The sequence below is a fragment of the Streptomyces sp. WAC06614 genome (genome assembly GCF_003949795.1).
GTDB lineage: Bacteria > Actinomycetota > Actinomycetes > Streptomycetales > Streptomycetaceae > Streptomyces.
The window spans coordinates 41,880-56,830 of the sequence record NZ_RPRY01000009.1 but is presented as its reverse complement, the minus strand read 5'-3'; the positions used below and the strand labels follow the sequence as shown (position 1 = coordinate 56,830).

At 73.4% G+C, this 14,951-nt stretch carries 14 protein-coding genes; 11 read left to right on the top strand and 3 right to left on the bottom strand.

The genetic code is table 11. The annotated features are described in order from the left end of the window. The 7 genes from EF918_RS02615 to EF918_RS02585 form a co-directional block, all read left to right on the top strand. Nucleotides 1-783 (top strand): alpha/beta hydrolase (locus EF918_RS02615; protein WP_125639887.1); only part of this gene is annotated, 783 nt, incomplete at its 5' end. Continuing rightward, on the top strand, nt 776-2,050 hold the full coding sequence (locus EF918_RS02610) for an acyltransferase (protein ID WP_260609720.1): 1,275 nt from the start codon (nt 776-778) through the stop codon (nt 2,048-2,050). The genes EF918_RS02615 and EF918_RS02610, both read left to right, overlap by 8 nt. 10 nt (nt 2,051-2,060) lie before the next feature. Beyond that, on the top strand, nt 2,061-3,380 hold the full coding sequence (locus EF918_RS02605) for a sensor histidine kinase (protein ID WP_260609719.1): 1,320 nt from the start codon (nt 2,061-2,063) through the stop codon (nt 3,378-3,380). Then, entirely contained in the window at nt 3,377-4,048 is a 672-nt protein-coding gene (locus tag EF918_RS02600) for a response regulator transcription factor (RefSeq protein WP_125639884.1), read from the top strand. The genes EF918_RS02605 and EF918_RS02600 overlap by 4 nt, the downstream gene beginning before the upstream one ends. 88 nt (nt 4,049-4,136) lie before the next feature. After that, nucleotides 4,137-5,456, top strand: a complete 1,320-nt coding sequence (locus tag EF918_RS02595) for a histidine kinase (RefSeq protein ID WP_260609718.1) — start codon at nt 4,137-4,139, stop codon at nt 5,454-5,456. Next, on the top strand, nt 5,453-6,112 hold the full coding sequence (locus tag EF918_RS02590; protein ID WP_125639877.1) for a response regulator transcription factor: 660 nt from the start codon (nt 5,453-5,455) through the stop codon (nt 6,110-6,112). The genes EF918_RS02595 and EF918_RS02590 overlap by 4 nt, the downstream gene beginning before the upstream one ends. Before the next feature lie 65 nt (nt 6,113-6,177). Next, a complete protein-coding gene (locus EF918_RS02585) occupies nt 6,178-7,386 on the top strand; it encodes a cytochrome P450 (RefSeq protein ID WP_125639874.1) in 1,209 nt (402 codons plus the stop codon). A 74-nt stretch (nt 7,387-7,460) separates the two neighbouring features. On the opposite strand, the gene EF918_RS37635 is transcribed toward EF918_RS02585, so the two are convergent. Together EF918_RS37635 and EF918_RS02575 are read right to left on the bottom strand one after the other, a co-directional pair. Further along, nucleotides 7,461-9,044: an ABC transporter permease gene (locus tag EF918_RS37635; protein ID WP_221889682.1), complete on the bottom strand. Its 1,584-nt coding sequence runs from the start codon at nt 9,042-9,044 to the stop codon at nt 7,461-7,463. Beyond that, complete coding sequence (locus tag EF918_RS02575; RefSeq protein ID WP_125639870.1) at nt 9,041-9,952, bottom strand: ABC transporter ATP-binding protein; 912 nt, start codon at nt 9,950-9,952, stop codon at nt 9,041-9,043. Before EF918_RS02575 ends, EF918_RS37635 begins: the two co-directional genes overlap by 4 nt. 84 nt (nt 9,953-10,036) lie before the next feature. On the opposite strand from EF918_RS02575, the gene EF918_RS02570 reads away from it, so the two are divergent. Then, complete coding sequence (locus tag EF918_RS02570) at nt 10,037-10,516, top strand: GbsR/MarR family transcriptional regulator (protein ID WP_125639866.1); 480 nt, start codon at nt 10,037-10,039, stop codon at nt 10,514-10,516. A 135-nt stretch (nt 10,517-10,651) separates the two neighbouring features. Here EF918_RS02570 and EF918_RS02565 read toward each other — a convergent pair whose 3' ends face one another. Next, nucleotides 10,652-11,479: a diacylglycerol kinase gene (locus EF918_RS02565; RefSeq protein WP_125639899.1), complete on the bottom strand. Its 828-nt coding sequence runs from the start codon at nt 11,477-11,479 to the stop codon at nt 10,652-10,654. Nucleotides 11,480-11,663: 184 nt separating this feature from the next. Between EF918_RS02565 and EF918_RS02560 the strand changes: the two genes are divergently transcribed. The 3 genes from EF918_RS02560 (at nt 11,664) to EF918_RS02550 (ending at nt 14,926) form a co-directional block, all read left to right on the top strand. After that, nucleotides 11,664-12,947 carry an adenylosuccinate synthase gene (locus EF918_RS02560; protein ID WP_125639862.1) on the top strand — a complete coding sequence of 428 codons (1,284 nt, stop codon included), beginning with the start codon at nt 11,664-11,666 and terminating at the stop codon, nt 12,945-12,947. Between the two features lie 171 nt (nt 12,948-13,118). Beyond that, nucleotides 13,119-14,021: a hypothetical protein gene (locus tag EF918_RS02555; RefSeq protein ID WP_125639859.1), complete on the top strand. Its 903-nt coding sequence runs from the start codon at nt 13,119-13,121 to the stop codon at nt 14,019-14,021. A 26-nt stretch (nt 14,022-14,047) separates the two neighbouring features. Then, nucleotides 14,048-14,926, top strand: coding sequence for a hypothetical protein (locus EF918_RS02550; RefSeq protein WP_125639856.1), 879 nt, complete (start codon nt 14,048-14,050; stop codon nt 14,924-14,926). Nucleotides 14,927-14,951 lie beyond the last annotated feature (25 nt).

Here is a 14,951-nt window from a genome sequence, read left to right as displayed (position 1 = left end):
GCCCGGCCCGTGCCCCGGCCGTCGAAGGCGAGGAACTGCGGGGCGGCCCCGCAGTTCCTCGCCTTCGACGGCCGGGGCACGGGCCGGGCCGTGGAGGTGTTCGGCTCGCTGACGACCGCCGACCGGGTCGCCGTCCTGGTCCCGGGGTCGGACACCACGCTGGACACCTACCAGCGGTTCCGTGCCGGGGCGGTCGCCCTCCAGCAGCGCCTGGAGCGGGAGCACCCGCGCTCCGCCGTCGTGGCCTGGCTCGGGTACGACACCCCCGGCACGGTCAGCCCGGCCGTCGCCACCACGGGGCGGGCCGACGACGCCGCCCGCGCACTCGCCCCGTTCCTGCGGGAGACAGCGGCCCTGGCCGGGCCCGGGGCCCGGCTCGCGTTGCTGTGCCACTCCTACGGTTCCGTCGTCTGTGCCCGCACCCCCACCGGGCCGGCGGTCACGGACATCGCCCTGTTCGGCAGCCCGGGCACGGGCGCCGGCAAGGCGGCCGACCTGCCCACCGACGCCCGGGTGTGGGCCGGGCGCGGCAGCGGCGACTGGATATCCGGGGTGCCCCATGTCCGCCTCGGCGGACTGGGGTTCGGCGCCGACCCGGTTGCCCCGGCCTTCGGCGCCCTCCCCTTCGCCGCGGGCACGGCCGGCCACAGCGACTACCTCGAGCCCGGCTCGGAATCCCTGGACAGCCTCGCCCGCATCGTCCTGGGGTCCCCGGCACCCGCCACCCCGGGCAGCGCGACCGGCACCACAGGCACCACCCCGCAGGAGGCCCGCCATGCGTGAGCTCCTCACCCGCTGGTCCCGCCTCGCCGACCGGGTCGACGCCGCGACCCCGGCGGGCCGGGACCGGGCCGCCGACACCCTGCGTGCCCTGGCCATCCTCGGCGTGGTCCTCGGCCACTGGCTGGTCACCGCGCTGACCACGACCGACGGCGGGCTGAGCACCACCAGCCCGTTGGTGCACCTGCCGTGGCTGGCCCCCGTGTCCTGGGTGTTCCAGACCCTGGCCGTCTTCTTCCTCGTCGGCGGATACGTCGGCGCCGGCAGCCATGCAGCGGCCCGGGCCCGCGGGGTCACGTACCGGGCGTGGATCACCCGGCGCCTGCACCGGCTGTTCCGGCCGGTGGCGGCGGTCCTCGCCCTGTGGGCGGTGGCCTCGGCCGCGATGCTGCTCGGCGGAGTGGCTCTGGACACCGTCCGCTCCCTGCTGACCCTGGTCCTGTCGCCCCTGTGGTTCCTGCTGGTCTTCGCCGGACTGACCGCCGCCACCCCACTGGTGGCCCGGCTGCATCCGCTGTGGCCGCTGGCCGTGGTCGCGGCGGTGGACCTGGCGCGGTTCGGCCTGGGTGCGCCGCAGTGGCTCGGCTGGATCGACGTGGCGGCGGGCTGGCTGGTGCCGTACACGCTGGGCGCCGCATGGTCCCGCCGGGTGCTGCCCCGCCGCGCGCCGGTGGTCCTGCTGGCCGGCGGCTCCGCCGCCGCGGCGGCGCTGATCCTGTGGGGCGGCTATCCGGCGTCGATGGTCGGGGTGCCGGGTGCGTCGATATCGAACCTCAACCCGCCCACGCTCGCCGCCGTCACGTTCGGCCTGGCCCAGTGCGGGCTGGCGCTGCTGGTGCGCGAGCCGCTCGCCCGCCGGATGCGCCGGCCACGGGCCTGGGCGAAGGTCGCACTGGTGAACGGGTCGGCGATGACCGTCTTCCTGTGGCACCAGACCGCGATGATGGCCGTCACCGCGTGCGGCCTGCTGGCCGGCACCGCCCTGCCCAGCCTGCACACCGTCCCGGACTCCTGGACCTGGATACCGGCCCGCCTGCTGTGGCTACCGGTGTTCGCCGCAGCGCTGCTGATCTGCTGGACCGCCTTCCGCACCTACGAACACCCCCGCCGCACCCCCGCGAAACAGGCAGCACCCGTGCCCGGCAAGGCAGCGGCGCCCGAACCCCGCGAGACGGCAGTCGGCAAACCCGGCAAGCCGGCCGCGGCGACGGAGCACCCAGCACAGCACCCGTCGCACCGCCCCCCAGTCACGGAGATCACCCGTGCCTAGGCTGGACGGCGTGAGCACCCAGAGCGAAGCCCCGGTCCGACGGCCGTCCCGACTGCGCCGGGTCGTGCGGACGGTGGCGCACGACCTGCTCATCGTGGAGCCCGACCCGCTCCCCCGCATGCGCAGGCCCCGCTGGCTGGCGTACCTGCCGCACTGCCTCGTCGGCTACGGCGCGATCTTCTTCACGTTCCTCGTCACCCAGCAGCTGAGCGAACACTACGACCTGCGCGGCGGGGTCCCGCTGGCGCTGGGGCTGCTCACCGGGCTGTCCGTCGTGGTCACGATGTTCCGCCCGATGGGCGGCTTCTGGCTGGCGACGGGCACCACCGTCTGGATCGCCGTGGTGACCCGCCCCCACGTCACGGGCGGTCAGACCTGGCCGTGGCTGCCCGGCGGGCTCCCGGCGTTCGCGCTGGTCGTGCTGCTGGTGTCGCTGCGCGTGCCGCCCCGCGTGACGGTGGAAGTGGTCGCCGTCGTGGTGGCGCTCACCGGGATCGCCTCCACCGTCTTCCGGCCGCCGGCGGGCACCGCCGCCACCTTCACCGAGGTGCTGCTCCTCTTCGGCGTCGCCGGCCTCCTCGGCTACGCGCTGCGCGCGGTCCGGCTGGCCCGCGGCCAGTTGCAGGAGCAGGAGACGCTGACGGAGGCCGAGCGGGCGCGGCGCACGCTGCTGGAGGAACGCAGCCGGATCGCCCGCGAGCTCCACGACGTGGTCGCGCACCACATGTCGGTGATCTCCATCCAGGCGCAGGTCGCCCCCCACCTGGTGGAGAACCCGTCCGAGGAGCTCAAGGAGAACCTGGCGGGCATCCGGCAGAACGCCCTGGAGGCGCTGACGGAGCTGCGCCGGGTGCTGGGCGTGCTGCGTTCCGAGCAGGCCGACGACCCGGCGAACCCGCACCACCCCCAGCCCACCCTCGCCGACCTCGACGCCCTCGTGGACAACGTGCGCGGCGCCGGCCTGGAGGTCACCACCGAGCGGGCCGGGACCAGCCGGCCCCTGACCCCCGGGGTCGAGCTCACCGCCTACCGCATCGTCCAGGAGGCGCTGAGCAACTGCCTGCGCCACGCACCCGGTTCCCGGGTGGAGGTCGGCGTGGTCTACGGGCCGCGCGACCTGCACCTGTGCATCGCCAACAGCCGGCCGACCCGGCCCGTGCAGGCTTCTGCGGGCGCCGGGCACGGGCTGCTCGGGATGCGCGAGCGGGCGGGCATGCTGGGGGGCGAGCTGGTCGCCGGCCCCCGCCCCGGCGGCGGGTACGAGGTGACCGCGGTCCTCCCGATGGACCCTGCCGACCGCCCCGCCGACACGACCGGAGGAACCGCATGACCACGCCGATCAGGGTGATGATCGCCGACGACCAGATGATGGTCCGGCAGGGGTTCACCGTGCTGCTCAACGCCCAGCCCGACATCGAGGTGGTGGGCCAGGCCGTGGACGGCGCCGACGCCGTCGCCAAGGTCGCCGCGCTCTCCCCGGACGTCGTCCTGATGGACATCCGGATGCCCGGCATGGGCGGGATCGAGGCCACCGCCCGGATCACGGGCGCGCCGGAGGCGACCGTCAAGGTGCTGGTGCTGACCACCTTCGACCTCGACGAGTACGTGTACGAGGCGCTGCGCGCGGGGGCTTCCGGCTTCCTGCTCAAGGACGCCTCCGCCGACCAGCTCGCCGAGGCGGTACGGGTGATCGCGGCCGGCGAGGCGCTCCTCGCACCGAACATCACCAAGCGGCTGATCACCGAGTTCTCCCGGCTGGGCGCTCCCCGCGGGCCGTCGAAGGAGCGCCTCGGCGAGCTGACCGAGCGGGAGACGGAGGTGCTGGCGCTGATCGCCCAGGGGCTGTCCAACGCGGAGATCGCCCGGCACCTGCTGGTCGCCGAGCAGACGGTGAAGACGCACGTGAGCCGGATCCTGGTGAAGCTGAAGCTGCGCGACCGCACCCAGGCCGCGGTGTTCGCGTACGAGACGGGTCTGGTCCGCCCGACGGGCTACTGAGCAGGCCTTGTAGTACCTGAGAGGGAGGCGGGGAAATCCGTATCAGTGGCGACGCGGACCACGGGGGCGGCGGCCTACGGTTCTGGATGTGAACGAGACGACGACCGGGGCGGGCTCCCGGACACCTGAAATCCAGCTGGCGTCAGGGCTGTTCGCGTCCCTGCGCCGGGACCTCCTCACCGATGCGTTCGCCTACCGCCCGCTGCCCCCGGCGGGCACGGACGGCCGGTTCGTCCGGCGCCTGCCGGGCCGGCTGCGGCAGGAGGCGGCGCGGCTCCCGCACGCGGTGGTCGGCCTGATGGCGATCGTCGTGGTGCTCCTCGCGCTGGCGCCGGAGGACCGGTTCCTGCCGCCCGCGGGAAACCTGGTCGTCGGCCTGATGGCGGCGGCTCCGGTGCTGATGACCCTGGTGCGGCCGGTCGGGGCGTTCTGGGCGGCGATGGCCATGACGGGCGCGCTGGCCGTGATCCAGCCCAGCGGCGAGATGGGGCTGTGGTCGGCGAGTTCCTTCGTCGCGACGCTGACCGTGCTCGTGGCCGTAGCGATGCGGCAGGGGCCCCGGGTGGCGGGGTGGATGTGGCTGGTCACCTGCGCCACCGGGATCGTCCTGACCGTGTTCCTCGGGCGGGGCGAGCTGGCCGACGTGTTTCCGATGGCCATGACCTCGGCCCTCGCCCTGCTGGTGGTCAGCGTGCGGTACGTCCGGGCGTCCGCCGCGCAGGAGGTGACGGCCCAGCAGGTGGTCACGGCCGTGGAGCGGGACCGGCGGACGCTGCTGGAGGAGCGCACGACCATCGCCCGGGAGCTGCACGACGTGGTGGCGCACCACATGTCGGTCGTGGCGATCCAGGCGGAGGCCGCGCCCTACCGGGTGGAGAATCCGCCGCCCGAGCTGGTCACGGCGTTCGCGACCATCCGGGAGAACGCGGTCTCGGCGCTGACCGAGCTGCGCCGGGTGCTGGGGGTCGTACGGTCCGCGGACTACGAGGCGCCGGACGCCCCGCAGCCGACCCTGGCCGAGCTGGACGGGCTGCTGGCCAATGTGCGGGAGGCGGGGCTGAGCGTGGAGAAGACGGTGACGGGGACGGTGCGGGAGCTGCCGCAGGGGGTGGAGCTGTCGGCGTACCGGATCGTGCAGGAGGCCCTCAGCAACACATTGCGGCACGCGCCGGGGGCCAGGGCCGTGGTGGAGGTGTCGTACGTGCTGAGCGGGCTGGGGGTGCGGGTGGTCAATGACGCCCCGACCGGGGACGTCCGTCCGGTGCCGGGCGCGGGGCACGGGATCACGGGCATACGGGAGCGGGTGGCGATGCTGGAGGGGGAGATGACGGTCGGGAAGACGGCGGCAGGGGGGTACGAGGTGGCGGTGTTCATACCCGTGCGGCGGGCCACGGAGGACGCCGCATGACGATCAAGGTCCTGATCGTGGACGACCAGATGATGGTGAGGGAGGGCTTCTCGGTCCTGCTGAACGCGCAGTCCGACATCGAGGTGGTGGGCGAAGCGGTCGACGGGCGCGAGGCAGTCGACCAGGTGGCGGCGCTGCGGCCGGACGTGGTGCTGATGGACATCCGGATGCCGGTCCTCAACGGCCTGGAGGCCACGCGGGAGATCGTGGCGGCGGACGCGGACGCGAAGGTGCTGGTCCTGACGACCTTCGACCTCGACGAGTACGTGTACCAGGCGCTGCGGGCGGGAGCTTCCGGGTTCCTCCTCAAGGACGCCTCCGCCCGGCAGCTCGCGGACGGGGTGCGGGTGGTGGCGTCCGGGGAGGCGCTGCTGGCGCCGTCGGTGACCAAGCGGCTGATCGTGGAGTTCTCCCGGCTGTCGGAGCCGCCGCGGGTGGGCGATCCGGCGTCCGCGGGCGAACTCACGGAGCGGGAGACGGAGGTGCTGGTGCTGATCGCTCAGGGTCTGTCCAATGCGGAGATGGCCGACCGGCTCGTCGTCGCGGAGTCCACGGTCAAGACGCACGTCAGCAGGATCCTGGTGAAGCTGGGCCTGCGCGACCGCACTCAGGCCGCGGTCTACGCGTACGAGACCCGGCTGGTCGTCCCCTCGTAGGGCGCGGCCGGCCGGCACGGCGCAGGCCCGGGCCGTCGGGGCCGTACCGGGGCTAAGGTCCGGGGATGGACATGGACTTCGACCCGTGGAACCCCTCGTTCGTCGCCGATCCGTACCCCGCCTACGCCGCCCTGCGGGACCGGGGCCGGGCCCTGCGCTACGAGCCGACCGGGCAGTGGCTGATCCCGCACCACGCCGATGTGAGCGCCCTGCTGCGGGACCGGCGGCTGGGGCGGACGTATCTGCACCGGTTCAGCCACGAGGAGTTCGGGCGGACCGCTCCGCCGCCCGAGCACGAGCCGTTCCACACCCTCAACGACCAGGGCATGCTCGACCTGGAGGATCCCGCGCACGCCCGGGTGCGGCGGCTGGTGTCCAAGGCCTTCACCCCGCGCACGGTGGAGCAGCTGGCGCCGACCGTGGTGCGGATGGCCGAGGAGCTGGTGGCCGCGTTCGTGGCCGAGGGGGGCGGTGACCTGCTCACCGCGGTCGCCGAGCCGCTGCCCGTCGCCGTGATCGCCGAGCTGCTGGGCATCCCGGAGGCGGACCGGGGGCTGCTGCGGCCCTGGTCGGCGGACATCTGCGGGATGTACGAGCTCCATCCGTCCGAGGAGACCGCGCAGCGGGCGGTGCGGGCCTCGCTGGAGTTCAGCGCGTACCTGCGGGAGCTGATCGCCGAGCGGCGGGGGAAGCCGGGTGAGGATTTGGTCTCGGCGTTGATCGCCGCGCACGACGAGGACGGCAGGCTGAGCGAGCAGGAGATGATCTCCACCTGTGTGCTGCTGCTCAACGCCGGTCACGAGGCCACGGTGAACACCACGGCCAACGGGTGGTGGACGCTGTTCCGGCATCCGGCGGAGCTGGCCGCCCTGCGCGCCGACCGCGGACTGTTGTCCACAGCTGTGGACGAACTTCTGCGCTACGACACTCCGCTGCAGATGTTCGAACGCTGGGTGCTCGACGAGATCGAGGTCGGCGGGACGGTGATCCCGCGCGGGGCCGAGGTGGCGCTGCTGTTCGGCTCGGCGAACCGGGACCCCGCCCGGTTCGCCCGGCCCGACACCCTCGACCTGGCGCGGGCGGACAATCCGCACCTGGCCTTCGGCGCGGGCATCCACTACTGCCTGGGCGCGCCGCTGGCCAAGGTGGAGCTGACCGCCTCGTTCGGGGCGCTGCTGGCGGACACGGTGCCGCCACTGCGGCTCGTGCGCGAGCCGCAGTGGCGGGAGGGCTATGTGATCCGGGGCCTGCGGGAGCTGCTGGTCGAGTTCTGAGGCCAGGTCGTCAGGCGTCGTCAGGTCGTCAGGCGTCGTCAGGTCGTCAGGTGTCGTCAGGTCGTCAGGTGTCGTCAGGTCGTCAGGTCGCGGCGGCGGAGGGCGGTCAGGCCGGTCGTGGCGAGGGCGGCGGCCAGGGCCGTCAGCAGGACCAGCGGGGTCCAGGCCGGGTCCGCCGCGCCCGGCAGCTTGGGCAGGTGGGCGAAGGGGGAGAGGTCCAGGGCGGCCTGGGGCAGGTTCAGGGCGGGGCCGACCCAGCCCAGGGCCAGGGCGGTCCCCGCCACCGCCCACGCGGCCGGGGCCAGCCGGGGCACGGCGCCGTACAGCAGGACCGCGACGGCGCCGATCGTCCACACGGCGGGCAGCTGCGCCAGGCACGCGCCGAGCACGCCCGCCGTGTCGGCGGCGCCCCCGGCGTGGCCGAGGCCCAGGCCGAGCCCGCCGAGGGCCAGGATCAGCGCGGAGCCGCCGAAGGCGATGGCCAGGTGCCCGCCGGCCCAGCGCAGTCGGCCGACGGGGTGCGCCAGGAGCGGTTCGGCGCGCCGGCCGTTCTCCTCGGCGGACAGTCGCAGCACCGAGGAGACGATGAACAGGGCCGCGACCAGCCCCAGCATCCCGGCCATGGCCGCGAGGAAGGCGTCGGTGAGGGCGCCCTGGCCCCCCATCCGCTGGATGATCTCGCGGGTCCGGGCGTTGTCGCCGACGAGGTCGGCGGCGCCCTCGGCCATCCCGCCGAAGACCACCCCGGCCACCAGGAAGCCGGCGCTCCAGCCGAGCAGGCCGCCCCGCTGGAGCCGCCAGGCCAGCGCCGCGGTGCCCCCGAGCCGCCCCTCGGCAGGCCCCGGCCGGGTGGCCAGGAAGCTCATGCCGACGTCGCGCCGCCCGGCCAGCGCGTAGCCGAGGCCGGCCTGCGCGGCCACGGAGGCGGCGAACAGGCCGAGCACCCACCAGCGTTCGCCGGCGAAGGCCCGTACGTGTTCCACCCAGCCCAGCGGCGAGACCCACACCAGCGGCGAGTCCCCCCGCGCGGCGGCGGAGTCACCGGCCGACCTGAGGACGAAGGCGGCCCCCAGGACGGCCGCGGCGAGGCCCTTGGCGGCCCGGGCGCTCTCGGTGAGCTGGGCGGCGACGGCCGCCGCGGCGGCGAAGACCATGCCCGCCCCGGCCACGGCGAGCCCGAGGGCGAGGGCGCCCGACGCGCCCTGCCCGGCCAGCCCGGCGGTGATCAGCAGACCGATCGAGGCATTGGCGACGAGGGCGGCCAGCAGGGCCGCGGTCAGCGGGGCCCGGCGCCCGACCACGGCGGCGGACAGCAGTTCCTGACGGCCGCTCTCCTCCTCCTCGCGGGTGTGCCGGACGACCACGGTCACGCTCATGATCGCGGCCAGGACCGCGGCGAAGACGCCCGCGCGCCAGGCGGTCAGGCCGCCGAGGGAGTCGTCGAGGACGGGCCCGTACAGGGAGCGCATCGAGCTGTTGGCGTTCATCGAGGCGGCGGTCGCGGCCCGCTCGGCGGCGGTCGCGTACACGCTGCCCAGGGAGCGGGGCATGCTCACCACGAGCGCCGTGGTCGCCAGGACCCAGACCGGCATCATCACCCGGTCGCGGCGCAGGGCCAGCCGGAGCAGGGTGGCGGTGCCTGCGAGGTGCCGCGTCATCGTGCGTCCACCCCGCCCGTGGTGGTGAGGGTGTAGTGGCGCAGGAACAGCTCTTCGAGGGTGGGCGGGGTCGAGGTGAGCGACCGTACGCCCGAGCTGGTCAGGGAGCGCAGGACGGCGTCCAGCTTGTCGGTGTCGGCCTGGAGGCGGATCGTGGCGCCGTGGACCCGGACGTCGTGGACCCCGGGCAGCTCGGCCAGGCCGTTCGGCGGGCCGGCCAGCTCGGCGCTGATCGAGGTGCGGGTGAGGTGGCGCAGCTCGGCGAGGGTGCCGCTCTCCACGGTCCGGCCCGCGCGGACGATGCTGACCCGGTCGCACAGGGCCTCGACCTCGCTGAGGATGTGCGAGCTGAGCAGGACCGTGCGGCCGGCGTCGCGCGCCTCGGTCACGCAGCCACGGAAGACCTCCTCCATCAGCGGGTCGAGGCCGGACGTCGGCTCGTCGAGGACCAGCAGTTCGGCGTCGGAGGCGAAGGCGGCGACCAGGGCGACCTTCTGCCGGTTGCCCTTGGAGTAGGTGCGGCCCTTCTTGGTGGGGTCGAGCTCGAAGCGTTCGACCAGCGCGGCGCGCCGGTTCCGGTCGAGGGAGCCGCCGCGGAGCCGACCGTAGAGGTCGATGACCTCACCGCCGGAGAGGTTCGGCCAGAGGGTGACGTCACCGGGGACGTAGGCGACGCGGCGGTGCAGGTCGACGGCCTCGGCCCAGGGGTCGCCGCCGAGGAGCCGGGCGGTGCCGGAGTCGGCGCGCAGCAGGCCCAGCAGGACCCGGATGGTGGTGGACTTGCCGGCCCCGTTGGGGCCGAGGAAGCCGTGGACCTCGCCGGTGGTGACCGAGAGGTCGAGGCCGTCCAGGGCGCGGGTGCGGCCGAACGCCTTGTGGAGTCCGGCGACGCTGATTGCCTTCGTCATGATTCTGAACGTACGCTACTTTCACAAATTTGTGAAGCTAGGAAATCACGTAAAGTTCGGGTGGTGGATCAGGAGGAGCCGGACATGACCAGGGACGAGGAAGCCGTCGGCCGCTTCGTGGAGCGGTTCGCGGCGCAGCTCACGGATGCGGGCATGCAGCGGATGGCCGCGCGGGTGTTCGCGGCGCTGCTGGCCAGCGACGGCGCGGCCATGACCTCGGCGGAGCTCGGCGAGACGCTGCAGATCAGCCCGGCCGCGGTGTCGGGCGCGGTCAGCTACCTGACCCAGGTCAGCATGGTCAGCCGGGAGCGGGAGCCCGGCTCGCGCCGGGACCGGTACGTGCTGCACAACGAGCTCTGGTACGAGACGTTCACCCGCCGCGACCAGGCCCTGTCCCTGTTCGAGAAGACCCTCCGCGAGGGCGCGGCGAGTCTCGGCCCCGACACCCCGGCCGGCGCCCGGGTGGCGGAGACGGCCGCCTTCTTCGCGTTCCTCCAGCAGGAGGTGCTGGGCATGATGGACCGCTGGCGCGCCCACCGCGCCCAGCTCGACCTGCCGACGTAGCCCGGCCCCGCGCAGCGGCCCGGCCCGACCCGGCACCGCGCCCCGGCCCCGGCCCCGCGCAGCGGCCCGGCCCGACACGGCACCGCGCTCCCCGGCCCCGCGCAGCGGCCCGGCCCGACACGGCACCGCGCGCCCTCAGCGCGGCACCGTCAGACCCCACGCCCCCGCCCGCAGGGTCCACGTGCGCCGCCGGACCGGGCCGGAGATGGTGTGGTCGGCCCGGTAGCGGAAGTCCGGGCCGGTCACGGTCACCGACCGCACCCGGGCCAGCCGCGGCGGCCCGCTGAAGCCCCCGCGGACGACCACCTCCACCAGCCCGTCCCGCGCCGCGACCGACACGTCGTGCACCGGCTGGTCGACGTCGGCCAGCAGCACCCCGTCCGCCTCCACCCGCAGCCGGTACGCCGTCGCGGCGCCGTGCCCCGCGACCGGCGGCCGGACCAGGGTCCGGGCCAGCGACCGGCACGCGCTCCACACCGTCGGCGTGCCGACGGCCTTCGGCGTCGCCGGCGGCGACCCCAGCGGCGGGATCCGCAGACCCCCGAGCACCACCCCGTCGCTGTCGTCCACCAGCAGGTCGTGCCGCTGCGCCACCCCGCCCAGCACGGCCCGCGCCGCCGCCACCGCCCCGGTCGGCACCCCGAGCGAACGCGCCACGACCAGCGCACCGGCCGGCCCCACCGGGATCAGCGAGACCACCGACGCGGCCAGCTCCCGCGAGCGGTGCAGCAGCGACACGGCCCGGACCAGCGCCCGGTCGTCCCCCACCACCACGGGCCGGCGATGACCCCGGCGGGCGAGTGCCCGCTCGAACTCCTCGGGGCTCTCGGGGAGGCAGACCTTGGCCGCCGCCCCCGCGCACAGCACGTCCTTCGCGATCCGCACGGACTCGCCGTCGAGCCGGCGGGCCACCGGGTCTACGAGCACCAGCAGGGCACCTGCCGGCGCGCCCGCCTCGCTCATGGTGGGCTCCGGAGCCGACACCTCGGTCCTTCCTCGGGTAGCATCTTTGTGCAAGAGCCCCTTGCGCTATTGCGCCAGGGGCTTCGTCTATTCCGGGGTACCGGTCCGACGGCTCAGCCTGCGGTGTACATCGTCGTACGCCCCCTGACCTTGGACATGCCCCATCCGGAAGAGGTGTACGCCTGTGCCCGCTCTTGTGCTGCTCGGAGCCCAGTGGGGAGACGAGGGCAAGGGGAAGGCCACCGACCTCCTCGGTGGCTCCGTCGACTACGTGGTCCGCTACCAGGGCGGCAACAACGCCGGCCACACGGTCGTCGTAGGCGACCAGAAGTACGCCCTCCACCTCCTCCCGTCCGGCATCCTGTCCCCCGGCTGCACCCCGGTGATCGGCAACGGCGTCGTCGTCGACCCGGCCGTGCTGCTGTCCGAGCTGCAGGGCCTGAACGACCGCGGCATCGACACCTCCAAGCTGCTGATCAGCGGTAACGCCCACCTGATCACGCCGTACAACGTCACCCTCGACAAGGTCGGCGAGCGGTTCCTCGGCAAGCGCAAGATCGGTACCACCGGCCGCGGCATCGGCCCGACCTACGCGGACAAGATCAACCGCGTCGGCATCCGCGTGCAGGACCTGTACGACGAGTCGATCCTCACCCAGAAGGTGGAGGCGGCGCTGGAGAACAAGAACCAGCTGCTCGCCAAGCTCTACAACCGCCGCGCGATCGAGGCTTCCGCGATCGTGGAGGAGATGCTCCAGTACGCGGAGCGGATCAAGCCGTACGTCGCCGACACCACGCTGATCCTGAACAACGCGCTGGACGAGGACAAGGTGGTCCTCTTCGAGGGCGGCCAGGGCACCCTCCTCGACGTCGACCACGGCACGTACCCGTTCGTCACCTCCTCGAACCCGACCGCCGGCGGCGCCTGCACCGGCACCGGCGTGGGCCCGACGAAGATCACCCGGGTCATCGGCATCCTGAAGGCGTACACCACCCGCGTCGGCGCCGGCCCGTTCCCGACCGAGCTGTTCGACCAGGACGGCGAGGACCTGCGCCGCATCGGCGGCGAGCGCGGCGTGACCACCGGCCGCGACCGCCGCTGCGGCTGGTTCGACGCGGTCATCGCCCGCTACGCCACCCGCGTGAACGGTCTGACCGACTTCTTCCTCACCAAGCTGGACGTGCTGACCGGCTGGGAGCAGATCCCGGTCTGCGTCGCGTACGAGATCGACGGCAAGCGCGTCGAGGAGCTGCCGTACTCGCAGACCGACTTCCACCACGCGAAGCCGATCTACGAGTACCTGCCCGGCTGGTCGGAGGACATCACCAAGGCGCAGACCTTCGGCGAGCTCCCGAAGAACGCCCAGGCGTACGTGAAGGCCCTGGAGGAGATGTCGGGCGCCCCGATCTCCGCGATCGGCGTCGGCCCCGGCCGCACCGAGACGATCGAGATCAACTCGTTCCTGTAGGACCGGACCACCGCCCGAGGGGCGCGACCCACCAGGGCCGCGCCCCTCGGCGCTGCTCGGGCACGCAATAGTCGGTTGATCGAATGACAGTGCGGCGGTGTAGAAAGAAACCCGACACGACCGGCCCGCGCCGGCCGACCGGGGCACACATTCCATGGGGGGAATCCGATCATGCGTGCCGGCACGCTCCGCAGAGCACTCGTCACCCTGCTCGCCGCCACCGCCACCGCGGCGGCCCTGATCCCGGCGACGGCCACCCGGGCCGCCGCCGCGCCGACCGACTGCCGCGGCCCGATGAGCGGCGTGACCGCGCAGATCTACCCCGGGCAGCGTCTGGAGGCGAGCAACCGCCTGGTGGACAAGGTGAGCCGGACCGAGCTGGTCATGCAGGCCGACGGCAACCTCGTCCTGTACGCCCTCGGCAACCCCGGTGGCTATAACCTCCCTCTCTGGTACAGCGGCACCTACGGCAACCCGGGTGCGTACGCCACCTTCCAGGAGGACGGCAACTTCGTCGTCTACCGCCAAGGCGGCGGCCCGCAGACCGGCGGCGGCCTCTGGCACACGGCGACCTACGGCACACAGTCCGGCTCCATCAGCGCCACTCTGCTGGGCGGCGAGTTCTCGGTGTTCGGCCGCGCCAGCGGCGTCGCCCAGCGGTGGACCACCGGCAGCGCGGAGCGCCAGCCCTACCTCTGCACCCAGTACGTGGACGCCTCGCAGCCCTGGTGGCGGGGCAACTGGGCCCAGTCCGCCACCGTCTGGCTGGTCCTCCAGAGGGACAACAACCTGGTCATGTACCGCAAGAGCGACGGCAAGGCCATCTGGAACAGCGGCACCTACGGCGGCCCCGCCGTGAGCCTCCAGATGTCCTCCCTCTACCCCGGCGACATGACGATCACCGAGTACACCGGCGACAACAACGGCAAGGTCCGCTGGCGCACGTACACCCACGGCAACGCCGGCGCCTGGGCGCTGCTCCAGGACGACGGCAACTTCGTCGTCTACAAGAAGGACGGCGGCCCCGGCAAGGGCGGAGCCCTCTGGAACACCGCCACCTACGACAAGATCTGACCGCACCACCACGGGGGATTCCCACCATGCGTCACCACCTGCTCCGCAGAGCACTCGTGTCCCTGCTCGCCGCCACCGCCGTGACCGCCGTGGTCCCGGCGGCGACGGCCGCGGCCGCCGACCCCACCACGTGCCGGCCGACCGGCGAGAACGGCTACAGCTCGGACCTGCGGCCCGGCCGGGCCCTGGAGTCCGGCGCGAGCCTGGTGCCCACGCCCGGCAAGGTCGAGCTGGTCATGCAGGCCGACGGCAACCTCGTCGTCTACGCACTCGGCAACCCGGGCGGTCCCAAGCTCCCGCTGTGGCACAGCGGCACCTACGGCAACCCGGGTGCGTACGCCCTCATGCAGGAGGACGGCAACTTCGTCATCTACCAGCAGGGCGGCGGCCCCCAGACCGGCGGCGGCATCTGGCACACCGCCACCTACGGCAACCGCGACAACGCGTACGTCCACGCCTCGATCCGGGACAACGGCGAGTTCAGCGTGAGCGGCCGCAGCGAGGACTGGTACTGGTCCACCGACACCAGCGAGTACCGCTACCGGCTGTGCTCGACCGACGGCTCCTGGACCCGCGGAACGTGGGCCCAGTCCGCCACCGTCTGGCTGCAGCTCCAGAAGGACAACAACCTGGTCATGTACCGCAAGAGCGACGGCAAGGCCATCTGGAACAGCGGCACCTACGGCAACCGCAACGGCCTGGTGCTGGAGATGCTCGCCGGCGGCGACCTGACCCTGCACGAGAGCGGCCCGAACCAGACGGTCCGCTGGCACACCGGCACCGCTGGCAACACCGGCGCCTTCGCCATCCTCCAGGACGACGGCAACTTCGTCGTCTACAAGAAGGACGGCGGCCCCGGCAAGGGCGGCGCCCTCTGGAACACCGCCACCTACAACAAGCTCTGACCGGGAACGGCCGTACGACCGCGGC

Excerpts from the sequence above, each read along its gene's own strand:
- EF918_RS02610 (WP_260609720.1), top strand. The coding sequence starts at position 776 with ATGCGTGAGCTCCTCACCCGCTGGTCCCGCCTCGCCGACCGGGTCGAC.
- EF918_RS02600 (WP_125639884.1), top strand. The coding sequence starts at position 3,377 with ATGACCACGCCGATCAGGGTGATGATCGCCGACGACCAGATGATGGTC.
- EF918_RS02590 (WP_125639877.1), top strand. The coding sequence starts at position 5,453 with ATGACGATCAAGGTCCTGATCGTGGACGACCAGATGATGGTGAGGGAG.
- EF918_RS02585 (WP_125639874.1), top strand. The coding sequence starts at position 6,178 with ATGGACATGGACTTCGACCCGTGGAACCCCTCGTTCGTCGCCGATCCG.
- EF918_RS37635 (WP_221889682.1), bottom strand. The coding sequence starts at position 9,044 with ATGACGCGGCACCTCGCAGGCACCGCCACCCTGCTCCGGCTGGCCCTG.
- EF918_RS02575 (WP_125639870.1), bottom strand. The coding sequence starts at position 9,952 with ATGACGAAGGCAATCAGCGTCGCCGGACTCCACAAGGCGTTCGGCCGC.
- EF918_RS02570 (WP_125639866.1), top strand. The coding sequence starts at position 10,037 with ATGACCAGGGACGAGGAAGCCGTCGGCCGCTTCGTGGAGCGGTTCGCG.
- EF918_RS02565 (WP_125639899.1), bottom strand. The coding sequence starts at position 11,479 with ATGAGCGAGGCGGGCGCGCCGGCAGGTGCCCTGCTGGTGCTCGTAGAC.
- EF918_RS02555 (WP_125639859.1), top strand. The coding sequence starts at position 13,119 with ATGCGTGCCGGCACGCTCCGCAGAGCACTCGTCACCCTGCTCGCCGCC.
- EF918_RS02550 (WP_125639856.1), top strand. The coding sequence starts at position 14,048 with ATGCGTCACCACCTGCTCCGCAGAGCACTCGTGTCCCTGCTCGCCGCC.